The following is an 11,106-nucleotide window of genomic DNA, read 5'->3' on the forward strand; positions in this document are numbered from 1 at the left end:
CGACATGCTCCTCGCGGCCGACGCCCGGTCCGTCGACGCCGTCCCGGTCGACGTCACCGCCGTGGTCGATGCGGTGGTCGACGCCGCGCGCGCGGCGGCCGTGGGTCGCGGCGTGGTGCTGGAGTCGTCGGGGCACGCGGGCGCGCGTGCGCTCGCCTCCCCCGTGTCGTTGCGCCGGGCGGTCACGGCTCTGGTCGACAACGCCATCGACCACGCCCGCACGCAGGTCGGGGTCGAGGTCGCCTCGCGCGCGGGGCGGGTGATGATCCAGGTGCGCGACAACGGCCCGGGGCTCCCGCCGGACGACGTCGAGCTGTTCCGCCGGTTCGCCTCGCACCGCGACGGCAGCGCCGACGACGGCGACCGCCGGCACTACGGCATCGGTCTGGCCCTGGTCGCCGAGGTGGCCGCGCAGCACGGCGGGACGGTGACCGCCGCGGCACGCGAGGACGGCGAACCCGGCGCCGTGGTCACGCTCGAGCTGCCTGCAGCTCCGTGACGACGGCCCCGTCGGCACCGACCGCGACGACGGCCGCGGCGCCGTGCTCGACGGCCCACCGGATCCCCTCCGGCCCCATCGCGAGGACGCACGTCGCCAGCACGTCGGCCGTGGTGAGGTCGGGGGCGATCACCGTCGCGGACTGCAACCCGGTGGCGACCTCCCCGGTCCGGCCGTCCCAGACGTGCTCGCCGCGCTCGTACGTGCCGGACGTCGCGACGGCGCCGTCCCGGACCTCGAGCACGGTGAGGAACGACTGCGGGTCGGCGGGATCCCGCACGCCGACGTTCCAGCCGCGGCCGGGCTCCGGCTCCCCGCGGACGACGACGTCGCCCCCCGCGTTGAGGCAGAACGTCGTCAGCCCCGCGGCGACCAGCACGTCCGCGGCACGCTGGGCGGCCCAGCCCTTCACCACGCCGTCGGTGTCGAGCGAGCCGTCGGGCCGTCGGACGCTGAACGCTCCGCCCGACGCGGCCTCGAACCGTTCCGCGATGCCGAGCACCTCGCGCAGGTCGGCGCTGGGCTCGGGGCACTCGCCGCGGTCGAACCGGCTCACCTCGCTGTCCGGACGGAACCGGCTGAACCGACGGTCGGCGTCGTGCATCCGGTCGAACGCCTCGCGGACCACGCCCTGCACGTTGATGTCGTCGCCCTCGTGGCGGACGTCGACCGACATCGGCACGCCCATCACCAGCTCCAGGTGGCGCACGCGTCAGCCCTTCTGGTCGATGGCCGACTGCACGGACTCGGCGTAGGCCTCCGACGTGTAGGTGGCACCGGAGACGGTGTCGATGTGGGCCGACTGGGCCGAGACGACCTCCTGCGCCAGGATCGGCGTGGCCCGCTGGTTGATCATGATGCTCTCGCCGTGGCCGCCGGGCGTCTGCAGGGCCTGCACGTCGGTGATCTGGCCGGAGGCGAACGTCACCGACACCTGGACCGGGCCGTACCGGGTCTGCACCGTGGAGCCGACGATGGTCACCGTGTCGTTCGTGGTGGTCGCGGCTCCCGAGCCGGTGCTGGTGGGCGCCGAGGAGTCGGAGGAGCTCGACGAGCTCGAGGAGGAGCCGGACGAGCTCGAGGAGCCCGAGCTGGTGCTCCCCGCTGCACTCCCGGAGGAGGTCGAGGAGTCGCCCCCGGACGCGGTCGCGGCGGTCGGCTCAGGGGCCAGCACCGCGAACTTGGCGAATCCTGCGGCCCCCATCGCGGCCACAGACCCGGTGTAGATCAGGGTCCCCCGCCAGCGTGTCGTCATGACTCGATCTCCTCTCGGTGGATGGCCGTGCGCGGGACGCCCAGGGCGCGGGCCGACCGCACGACCGCGTCGGTCATGGCCGGTGGGCCGCAGACGAAGACGTCGCGGGTGTGGATGTCGGGCACGAGCGCCCGCAGGTGCCGGGCGTCGAGCGGGTCGTACCCCAGCTGACGGCGCCGACCGGGCACGGGCAGGTACGTCAGGCTGGGCGACGGCGTGAACTCCGCCGCGAGCGCGAGCCCGGCGGCGTCGTGCGCCCGGTGCACGACCACCAGCTGGTGGCCCCGCCGGAGCAGGTCCTCCGCCAGCGCGCGCACCGGACCGACGCCCGCTCCCCCGGCGACCAGGAGCGCCTTGCGGGTGGTCGCCCGGTCCGCGGTGAAGCGCCCGAACGGGCCCTCGACCTGCACTCGCGTGCCCGGTCGGAGGGTGGCGACGGCCGACGAGTGATCGCCGAGCGCGCCGACCGTGAACCGGAGGTGGTCGCCGGTCGGCACCATCGACAGCGAGTAGGGGTGGGCGGTCCAGAGGTGCCCGGGCGCCAGGAACCGCACGAGGAAGAACTGGCCGCCACGCGCCTCCAGCGCCGCGAGCCCGCGGCCCTCGAGCCACACGCTGGCGAGCCCGGGGCCCTCGGAGACGACGGCCGAGACGCGCAGGGCGAGCCGGCGGTGCGCCATCAGCGGCAGCACGACGCGCCAGGTCAGGATCGCGGCGGCCGTCCCGGCGTACAGCAGGATCCAAAGCCCCCGCGCGATCGGTGAGTCGACGAAGTGGGTGCCGCCGGCCACCTGGTGGAAGAAGGCCAGGAAGATCCCGGCGTAGATGCTGAGGTGGATCGCGAACCAGACCTCGTAGGAGAGCTTCTGGCGGGCCAGCCGGGCGCTCGAGAGCCCGACGGCGAGGAAGAGCACGGTCCCGATCAGCGCCGGCCACAGGTAGGGCTGCCGGGCGAGGACGCCGGGGACCTCGGCCCACAGCGTCAGGCCGTCCAGCAACGAGCCGCCCACGATCATCAGGGCGACGTGCGTGAGCACCAGCAGCACGACCGAGGTGCCCAGCGAACGGTGCCAGGCGACCAGCCGGTCGAACCCGATCGCCCGCTCGAACCACGGCACCCGGGCCACCAGCAGCAGCTGCGCGCAGACCAGGTACGAGGCGAGCAGCCCTGCCAGCTCACCGAGCGCCGTCAGCGCGCCGCCGGGGGTCGAGCCCACGGTCGACGCGGTGCCCGTCCACCAGAACAGCGAGACGGCGAGGACGCCGAGCCAGATCACCGGCAGCACGCCGCTGCGCGGGCTGGTCGTCGGCTCTGCGACGCGCGGCGCTGTCGCCGGTGGTTGCCAGGTGGTCGTTGCCATGTGACGAGTCTCGCGACGAGATCTCAGAGGATTCTCCGAGTCTCCTGTCAGCAACCTGTGCGGCGCTCAGTCGCGGGCGTAGCGCCGCACGAACGCCTCGAGGATCAGCGGCGGCGCCCACACGTCGGCGGTCCGCACGCGCGCGACGACCTCGTCGTACTCCTTCGGCCGGTAGTACCCGTAGTCGCGGTACACCCCGATCCGGGTGGTGATCCCCGCCAGGTCCAGCTCGGGGTGGAACTGGGTGGCGTACAGGTTCTCCCGCACGCGGAACATCTGGACGGGGCAGGTCGCCGACGAGGCGAGCAGCACCGCGCTCGCCGGCAGCACGCGGCAGGCCTCCTTGTGCCCGACGTACGCCTCGAACGACGACGGCAGCGCCTCGAGCAGCGGGTCCGCCCGTCCGTCGTCCGTCAGCGTGACGGTCACCGCGCCGATGGGCTCGCCGTAGGTCCCGTCGATGACCGCGCCCTGGTGCACCCCCAGGGTGCCGACGCCGTAGCAGGCGCCGAGGAACGGCAGGTCACGGTCGACGACCTCGTCCAGCAGCGTGGAGACCTCGGCCTCGACCCGCCGCTGCACCGGCGACTTGTCCTGCTCGGGCTTGCTGGCGTCGAACGGGCTCCCGCCGACGATCACGCCGGAGTACCGATCGAGCGACACGGGCAGGAACGGCGCCTGCTCCATCCGGACGCGCTCGAGCTCGTCGGCCCGCAGCCCGCCGAACCGCCGGAAGGCGGCTTCCTCCCCGTCCGCGGCGACGTCCTCGGCGCGCGAGCTGAGCAGCAGGAACGGCTTCATCTCGCGCCCGTCGTCACCCTGCTCGCGTCCTCCGGCCCGAGCATCCAGCGGATCGACCGTGTCGCGACCCCGCCCGCCGTCCGTGCCGCCGCCAGCCCGACGCGACCGGGGCGGTCCAGGCCGAGCAGCTCGAACGACCACGCCGGCATCGAGGCGACGGCGGCCCGCGCGAGCATCGTGTAGCCCGGCCGCAGCGTGCGCGGCACCGGCGGCTCGTGCAGCAGGAAGTCGGCGGCCTCGCGCGCGGCGGTCGACGGCGCGAGCGCGGGGCGGAACTCCTCGAGCGCCTTGCCCAGCTCGGCGACGGACTCGGGCACCCGCTCGGCGCCGAGCGCGACGGCGACGCGCGAGGCCTGAGCGACGTACTCGTCGGCCCCCGCGGCGTCGAGCGGGCGTTGCCCGTACACGCGGTGCGACCGCAGGAAGCTGTCGACCTCGGCCACGTGCACCCAGCGCAGCAGGGTCGGGTCCCCGGCGAAGTACTCGAGCCCCTCGGGGGTCGTACCGCGGATCCGCTCGTGCACCCACCGCACCCGGTCGATCGCGGCCGTCGCGTCGTCGATGGTGCCGAACGTCGTGACCGCCAGGAAGGTGCTGGTCCGCGCGAGCCGCCCCCACGGGTCGCCGCGGTACCCGGAGTGCGCCGCAACCGCCGCCATCGCCGCGGGGTGCAGCGACTGCAGCAGCAGCGCCCGCATGCCGCCGACGAACATCGAGGCGTCGCCGTGGACGGTCCGGATGGCCGAGCCGGGCGGGTACCAGCGGGGGCCGGGCGTGCCGTGGATGCGCTCGCGGCTGGCCAGCCCGTCCGGTCCTGCGACGCGCAGGAACAGCTGGGTCCCTGCCCGGTCCCGCACGGCGGCGAGGCTCTGCACGACGGCTCCTCCCGCTCGGCGCTCCCCCTGCCCGTCGATGGTAGGTCGCGCTGTACCGTCCCCGCCCGGTCACGCCATGCTGACCCCCATGACCACGCTCACCCACGTCGGCGGTCCGACGCTGCTCATCGAGATCGACGGCTGGCGGCTGCTCACCGACCCGACGTTCGAGGCGCCCGGCCGCGGGTACTCGTTCGGCTGGGGATCGCACGGCACCAAGGTCGCCGGACCGTCGGTGAGCCTGGAGGACCTCGGCCCGATCGACGCCGTCCTGCTCACCCACGACCAGCACGCGGACAACCTCGACGACGCCGGCCGGGCGCTGCTGCCGTCCGTCGGCAAGGTCCTCACCACCGTGCCCGCCGCGCGGCGCCTCGGTGGCAACGCCGTCGGCCTCGAGCCGTGGCGCACGACCACGCTGGAGGGCCCGGACCGGCCGTCGCTCACCGTGATCGCGACCCCCGGACGGCACGGACCGCGGTTCAGCCGCCCGATCGTCGGCGACGTGACCGGGTTCGCGATCAAGCGCTCGGGCGCCGACGAGGTCGCCGTCTGGGTCTCGGGCGACACCGTGCTGTGCGAGGCGGTGCGGGACGTAGCGCGCCGGCTGACGGTCGACGTGGCCGTGCTGCACCTGGGCGCCGTCCAGTTCGGGATCAGTGGTCCGATCCGCTACACGTTCACCGCGCGCGAGGGCGCCGAGGTGGTCGGCCTGCTGCGGCCGCGGGTCGTCGTCCCCGTGCACTACGAGGGCTGGTCGCACTTCCGGCAGGGCCGCGACGTCATCGAGCCGGCGCTGGCGGCGACGGGCGCGGACGTGCGCTGGCTCGAGAGCGGCCGGGCGGCGGAGATGGGCTGATCGGGTGAGCCGCCCGGGACCCGACACCCGGACGACCGCGTCCACGCCACGATGAGCCGGTGCTCGCCCACCGTCGCCTGCTCGTGCCTCTCGCCGTGGGCCTCGTCCTGGCGGGCGCCGGCACTGCCGTCTGGCTGAACCGGTCACCCGCGCCGCTGGCGCCCCTCGCGGTCGAGACGCTGGCACCCCCCACCGGTATCCACCTGCCCGCGCACGTGGTCGCCGGCGGCCACGACGGGACGGCGTTCTCTCTCGACGCCCCCGCGCAGGGCGAGCTCGGCGGCAACCTCTACACCATCCCGCTGGCGGCTCCGCCGACGCTCTCCTCCGTGGGCATCCTCTGGCTGGAACCCGTCGACGTGTTCCGCTCGCTCGAGAGCTACACCGACTGGCAGCGGCGGGATCCGGAGGACTCGCACGTCGTCGGGGATCCGGTGATCGAGCACAGCGCGCTGGGCGTGGCGGTGCGCAAGGACCTGGTGCTGACGGCGGGAGTCACCATCACGCAGTGGGCCGTCGAGCACGACGGGCGCCTCTACCTGGTCGAGTGGTCGCACCGCCCGGACGACGCGACCTGGCAGCCGACGGTCGAGGCCATGATCGCGTCCTGGCGCTGGGCCTGACCTCAGCCGCCGGCGCGCACCAGCTCGACGCCCCGGTTGGCCAGCTGGTCCGCCCGCTCGTTGCCCGGGTCCCCGGCGTGGCCCTTGACCCAGACCCAGACGACGGTGTGCCGGGCGACCTCGGCGTCGAGGGCCTCCCAGAGCTCCTGGTTCTTCACCGGCTTCTTGTCCCCGGTGCGCCAGCCGTTGCGCTTCCAGCCGGCGACCCACTTGGTGACGCCGTTCATCACGTAGGTCGAGTCCACGTGCAGCGTCACGGTGCACGGCTTGGTCAGCGCGCGCAGGCCCTCGATCACCGCGGTGAGCTCCATGCGGTTGTTGGTGGTCAGCGGCTCGCCGCCGAACAGCTCGCGCTCGTGCTCGCCGTAGCGCATCCAGGCACCCCAGCCACCGACCCCCGGGTTGCCCTTGCAGGCGCCGTCGGTCCACATGTCGACGGCCGGTCGCTCGCTCACGGCCCACACCCTAGACGTCGGCGCGCATGGGACCATCGACGCACGATGAGCACCCCCACGCTGGCCGATCGCATCCCGGCCGATCCCACCGACTCCGACGCGCTGTACGAGGCCTTCACCGGCTGGGCCGACGACCAGGGGCTGACCCTGTACCCGCACCAGGACGAGGCCCTGCTCGAGCTGGTGACCGGCGCGCACGTGATCCTGTCCACCCCGACGGGCTCGGGGAAGTCGCTCGTCGCCGTGGCGGCCCACTTCGTCGCCCTGGCCCAGGGCCGCCGGACGTACTACACCGCCCCGCTCAAGGCGCTGGTCAGCGAGAAGTTCTTCGCGCTGGTCGAGGCCTTCGGCTCGGCGAACGTCGGCATGATGACCGGCGACTCGGCGGTCAACCCGGGCGCCCCGATCATCTGCTGCACGGCGGAGATCCTGGCCAACGTGGCCCTGCGCGACGGCGACGACGCCGACGTCGGCCAGGTGGTCATGGACGAGTTCCACTTCTACGCCGACCCGCAGCGCGGCTGGGCGTGGCAGGTGCCGCTGCTCGAGCTGAGCACGGTCCAGTTCGTGCTCATGTCCGCGACGCTCGGCGACGTCGGCTTCTTCGCCGAGGACATCACGCGCCGGACCCACCAGCCGGTCGCCGTCATCGCGAACGCCGAACGGCCCGTGCCGCTGACGTTCACCTACGCGATCGAGCCGCTGCACGAGCTGCTGGACGAGCTGGTGAAGACGCGTCGCGCCCCCGTCTACGTCGTGCACTTCACGCAGAAGGAGGCCGTCGAGCGGGCGCAGTCGCTCATGTCGACGCCGCTGGCCAGCCGCGAGCAGCGGGACCGGATCGCCGACGAGATCGCGGGCTTCCGGTTCGGTCCGGGCTTCGGGCGCACGCTCAACCGGCTGCTCCGGCACGGGGTCGGTGTGCACCACGCGGGGATGCTGCCCAAGTACCGCCGGGTGGTCGAGCGGCTGACGCAGAAGGGTCTGCTGCCGGTCGTCTGCGGCACGGACACGCTCGGCGTCGGCATCAACGTGCCCATCCGCACGGTGCTGCTGACCAGCCTGGTGAAGTACGACGGGGTCCGGATGCGGCACCTGTCCGCACGCGAGTTCCACCAGATCGCGGGCCGCGCCGGCCGGGCGGGCTTCGACACCGTCGGCGAGGTCATCGTCCTGGCCCCGGAGCACGTGATCGAGAACCGCAAGCTGCTGGAGAAGGCGGGCGACGACCCCCGCAAGCTGAAGAAGATCGTCCGCAAGAAGGCCCCCGAGGGGCAGGTCAACTGGACCGACAGCACGTTCGAGCGCCTGCGCGACGCCCCGCCTGAGCCCCTGACCAGCAGCTTCGCCGTGTCGCACGCGATGGTCCTGCACGTGCTGGCCCGCGACGGCGACCCGGTCGCGGCGATGACGAAGCTGCTCACCGACAACCACGAGCCGCCGGGCGCACAGGGCAGGCACGTGCGCCAGGCCATCGCCGTGTACCGCTCCCTGCGGGCGGCCGGCGTGATCGAGCGCCCCTGGGTCGAGGACCCGACGGCTCCGCACGGGCGCCGCCGGGCGGTGCAGCTCACGGCGGAGCTGGCGCCGAACTTCGCGCTCAACCAGGCCCTGTCCCCGTTCGCGTACGCGGCTCTCGACCTGCTCGACCGCGACGACCCGGCGTACGCGCACGACGTCGTCTCGGTCATCGAGGCGACTCTCGACGACCCCCGCCAGGTGCTCTCCGCGCAGGAGAACCGCGCCCGCGGCGAGGCCGTCGCGCAGATGAAGTCGGACGGGCTCGAGTACGACCAGCGCATGGCCCTGCTCGAGGACGTCGGCTACCCCAAGCCGCTCGCGGAGCTGCTCGAGGCCATGTTCGTCACCTACCGGCAGACCAACCCGTGGGTCGCGGACCTGGCCCTGTCCCCCAAGTCCGTGGTGCGCGACATGCACGAGCGCGCCATGAGCTTCGCCGAGTACGTCGCGTACTACCAGCTGGACCGGACCGAGGGCGTGCTGCTGCGCTACCTCGCCGACGCCTATCGGGCCCTGCGCCAGACGGTCCCGGAGGAGGCGCGCACCGAGGAGCTGTGGGAGATCATCGAGTGGCTGGGCGACCTGGTCCGGCGCACCGACTCGAGCCTGCTGGACGARTGGGAGCGGCTCAGCAACCCCCTCGACGAGCACGGCGCCGACGCCCCCGGCGGGATCGACGAGGACGTCCCCGAGCCGATCACCGCCAACCCGCGCGTGTTCCGGGCGCTCGTCCGCGGGGCCCTGTTCCGTCGGGTCGAGCTCGCGGCGCGCGAGTACTACGGCGGTCTCGCGCAGCTGGGCGACCTCGACCCCGACGAGGTGCCGTGGGACGCCGACCGCTGGCGGACCGCGCTCGACCCGTTCTACGACGACCACGACGAGATCCTCACGGGCGCCCCGGCGCGCGGCCCGGCACTGTTCCAGGTCACCCCGGGCCGCGGCTCGTGGCAGGTGCGCCAGCTGCTCGACGACCCCGAGGGCGACCACGACTGGCGCATCGACGCGGTGGTCGACCTGGCGGGATCCGACGAGACCGGCGAGGTGCAGCTGCGGATCGCGGTGGTCGGGCCTCTGGGAGACCTGACAGGCTGAGGCATGGCCACCTGGGACGACGTCCGTCGCGAGATCGCCGCGCTGCCGGAGACGTCGCAGGGGTCGGGGCTGGACTGGAGCGTCCGGTCCAAGCCGCTCGCGTGGGACCGGCCGCTGCGCGTGAAGGACCGGGAGGCGCTCGGCGCGTCGACCCCCGAGGGACCGATCCTCTGCGCGCGGGTGCCCGGGCTCGAGGCCAAGGACGAGCTGATCGCCCGCCTGCCCGACGTCTACTTCACGACGCCGCACTTCCACGGCTACCCGGCGATCCTCGTGCGTCTCGACGTCATCGACGTGCCCGAGCTGCGGGACCTGCTCACGGAGGCGTGGCTGGCGCAGTCACCCCGGAGGCTCGCGGCGCAGTGGCTGGACGCCCACCCCGGCGGTCCCGGCTGAGACGCCGACCGAGCACGCCCGCGGACCGGCTACCGTTCGCGCATGGCGACAGACCCGGCGACCCAGCCGTCCGAGCGCCGCGGGAGGTCACCGCGGTTCGTGTTCCTGGCCTGCCTGGCGGCCGCGCTGGTGTCCTCGTTCGTGCTGCAGAACCTGGTGGCGCTCCTGGTCGCGGTGGCGCTCGTGGTGACCGCGATGGTGCTCCAGCTCCGCGGCAGGAACCCGGCCACCTGGTTCGCGGCCGGCACCGGCGTCGCGGCGGGCGCGCTGATCTACCTGATCGTCATCCAGCTCGTCGGCCGGTAGGCCTCACTGCCCGTAGGCGGCCATGATCCGGTCCGACGGGACGATCTGCTTGCCCAGCGGGAACAGCGAGATGGGCACCATCTTCCAGTTCGCCAGCGCGAGCGGGATCCCGATGATCGTGATCGCCTCCGCGATGCCCGTGACGATGTGCATGAGCGCCAGCCACCAGCCGGCCACGATCACCCAGATGATGTTGCCGATCACGGACCAGGCTCCGGCCGTGGGCTTGTCGACGACCGTGCGCCCGAACGGCCACAGGGCGTAGCTGGCCATCCGGAACGACGCGATGCCGAACGGGATCGTGACGATGAGGATGCAGCAGATGATCCCGGCGATCACGTACCCGATGGCCAGCCACAGCCCGGCGAGCACGAGCCAGATGATGTTCAGCAGCGTCTTCACCGGGCCAGCCTGCACCCTGCGCGGTCGTGGGCGGTATCCGGGAGCACCCTGATCGGCCCCTATCGTTGCGACGTGGCGAAGAAGGAGCACACCCCGGTCGGCACCCCCGCGCTCGTCGCGCTCGCCGCGGCCGGCGTCCCGCACACGGCGCACGCGTACGAGCACGACCCCGCGAGCTCGCTGGGCTACGGGCTCGAGGCCGCGGACGCGCTGGGGGTGCCCGCCGAGCAGGTGTTCAAGACCCTGATGACGGTGGTGGACGGCACGCTCACGGTCGCCGTCGTGCCGGTCACCGGCCAGCTCGACCTCAAGGCCCTGGCGCACGCGGTCGGCGCGAAGAAGGCCACCATGGCGGCGAAGCCGGACGCCGAGCGCGCGACCGGGTACGTCGTCGGCGGCATCTCGCCGCTGGGCCAGCGGACCCCGCACCCGACGGTCGTCGACGAGACCGCGTGGCTGTTCGACACCGTCCTGGTCTCCGGCGGCCGGCGCGGCCTCGACGTCGAGCTCGCCCCGGACGACCTGGTGCGCCTCACCGCGGCCGTGGTCGCGGACATCGCGAAGGGCTGACCGGCGTGGACGATCACGGCCTGGGCGGCCGGCTGGCGCAGGTGCGCCGACGGGTGGCCGCGGCGGCCCGGGCGGCCGGGCGCGACCCGCG

General features: G+C 73.5%; 15 protein-coding genes. 8 read left to right on the top strand and 7 right to left on the bottom strand.

The window, feature by feature from the left end:
• Positions 1 to 499, top strand: a 499-nt coding sequence (locus ACXJKG_RS14580; RefSeq protein ID WP_456846468.1) for a sensor histidine kinase, incomplete at its 5' end; no start/stop codon positions are given.
• Here ACXJKG_RS14580 and ACXJKG_RS14585 read toward each other — a convergent pair.
• Together ACXJKG_RS14585 and ACXJKG_RS14590 are read right to left on the bottom strand one after the other, a co-directional pair.
• Positions 471 to 1,208, bottom strand: coding sequence for an FAD:protein FMN transferase (locus ACXJKG_RS14585; protein WP_456846469.1), 738 nt, complete (start codon positions 1,206 to 1,208; stop codon positions 471 to 473). The two genes, ACXJKG_RS14580 and ACXJKG_RS14585, sit on opposite strands and share 29 nt — an antisense overlap.
• Before the next feature lie 3 nt (positions 1,209 to 1,211).
• Positions 1,212 to 1,481: an FMN-binding protein gene (locus ACXJKG_RS14590; RefSeq protein WP_456846470.1), complete on the bottom strand. Its 270-nt coding sequence runs from the start codon at positions 1,479 to 1,481 to the stop codon at positions 1,212 to 1,214.
• Between ACXJKG_RS14590 and ACXJKG_RS14595 the strand changes: the two genes are divergently transcribed.
• Complete coding sequence (locus ACXJKG_RS14595) at positions 1,474 to 1,725, top strand: hypothetical protein (RefSeq protein ID WP_456846471.1); 252 nt, start codon at positions 1,474 to 1,476, stop codon at positions 1,723 to 1,725. The two genes, ACXJKG_RS14590 and ACXJKG_RS14595, sit on opposite strands and share 8 nt — an antisense overlap.
• 25 nt (positions 1,726 to 1,750) lie before the next feature.
• Here ACXJKG_RS14595 and ACXJKG_RS14600 read toward each other — a convergent pair whose 3' ends face one another.
• The 3 genes from ACXJKG_RS14600 to ACXJKG_RS14610 all read right to left on the bottom strand — a co-directional run bounded on the left by ACXJKG_RS14600 (position 1,751) and on the right by ACXJKG_RS14610 (position 4,791).
• Positions 1,751 to 3,115 carry a ferredoxin reductase family protein gene (locus ACXJKG_RS14600; RefSeq protein WP_456846472.1) on the bottom strand — a complete coding sequence of 455 codons (1,365 nt, stop codon included), beginning with the start codon at positions 3,113 to 3,115 and terminating at the stop codon, positions 1,751 to 1,753.
• 66 nt (positions 3,116 to 3,181) lie between these two features.
• Positions 3,182 to 3,916 carry a glutamine amidotransferase gene (locus tag ACXJKG_RS14605; RefSeq protein ID WP_456846473.1) on the bottom strand — a complete coding sequence of 245 codons (735 nt, stop codon included), beginning with the start codon at positions 3,914 to 3,916 and terminating at the stop codon, positions 3,182 to 3,184.
• The gene (locus ACXJKG_RS14610; protein ID WP_456846474.1) at positions 3,913 to 4,791 is read right to left on the bottom strand and encodes an oxygenase MpaB family protein; all 879 of its coding nucleotides are present in this window, start codon (positions 4,789 to 4,791) and stop codon (positions 3,913 to 3,915) included. The genes ACXJKG_RS14605 and ACXJKG_RS14610 overlap by 4 nt, the downstream gene beginning before the upstream one ends.
• An 88-nt stretch (positions 4,792 to 4,879) precedes the next feature.
• Here ACXJKG_RS14610 and ACXJKG_RS14615 point away from each other — a divergent pair, with 88 nt between their 5' ends.
• Both ACXJKG_RS14615 and ACXJKG_RS14620 read left to right on the top strand, forming a co-directional pair.
• Positions 4,880 to 5,650 carry an MBL fold metallo-hydrolase gene (locus tag ACXJKG_RS14615; RefSeq protein WP_456846475.1) on the top strand — a complete coding sequence of 257 codons (771 nt, stop codon included), beginning with the start codon at positions 4,880 to 4,882 and terminating at the stop codon, positions 5,648 to 5,650.
• A 59-nt stretch (positions 5,651 to 5,709) separates the two neighbouring features.
• Positions 5,710 to 6,273 (top strand): hypothetical protein, encoded by a 564-nt coding sequence (locus ACXJKG_RS14620; protein ID WP_456846476.1) that lies wholly within the window; start codon positions 5,710 to 5,712, stop codon positions 6,271 to 6,273.
• Positions 6,274 to 6,275: 2 nt separating this feature from the next.
• Here the strand turns inward: ACXJKG_RS14620 and rnhA are convergent, their stop codons facing one another.
• Positions 6,276 to 6,704, bottom strand: a complete 429-nt coding sequence (gene rnhA, locus ACXJKG_RS14625; protein ID WP_456846482.1) for a ribonuclease HI — start codon at positions 6,702 to 6,704, stop codon at positions 6,276 to 6,278.
• Between the two features lie 69 nt (positions 6,705 to 6,773).
• Here rnhA and ACXJKG_RS14630 point away from each other — a divergent pair, with 69 nt between their 5' ends.
• From ACXJKG_RS14630 to ACXJKG_RS14640, 3 genes are read left to right on the top strand one after another with little or no spacing between them, the layout of a single operon-like run.
• The gene (locus ACXJKG_RS14630; protein WP_456846477.1) at positions 6,774 to 9,341 is read left to right on the top strand and encodes a DEAD/DEAH box helicase; all 2,568 of its coding nucleotides are present in this window, start codon (positions 6,774 to 6,776) and stop codon (positions 9,339 to 9,341) included.
• 3 nt (positions 9,342 to 9,344) lie between these two features.
• A complete protein-coding gene (locus ACXJKG_RS14635; protein WP_456846478.1) occupies positions 9,345 to 9,737 on the top strand; it encodes an MmcQ/YjbR family DNA-binding protein in 393 nt (130 codons plus the stop codon).
• 42 nt (positions 9,738 to 9,779) lie between these two features.
• A complete protein-coding gene (locus ACXJKG_RS14640) occupies positions 9,780 to 10,043 on the top strand; it encodes a hypothetical protein (protein ID WP_456846479.1) in 264 nt (87 codons plus the stop codon).
• Positions 10,044 to 10,046: 3 nt separating this feature from the next.
• Here ACXJKG_RS14640 and ACXJKG_RS14645 read toward each other — a convergent pair whose 3' ends face one another.
• Positions 10,047 to 10,445, bottom strand: a complete 399-nt coding sequence (locus ACXJKG_RS14645; protein WP_456846480.1) for a YccF domain-containing protein — start codon at positions 10,443 to 10,445, stop codon at positions 10,047 to 10,049.
• Positions 10,446 to 10,517: 72 nt separating this feature from the next.
• Between ACXJKG_RS14645 and ybaK the strand changes: the two genes are divergently transcribed.
• Positions 10,518 to 11,015, top strand: coding sequence for a Cys-tRNA(Pro) deacylase (gene ybaK / locus ACXJKG_RS14650; protein ID WP_456846481.1), 498 nt, complete (start codon positions 10,518 to 10,520; stop codon positions 11,013 to 11,015).
• Positions 11,016 to 11,106 lie beyond the last annotated feature (91 nt).

It is taken from the genome of Cellulomonas sp. P5_C6 (assembly GCF_054049635.1).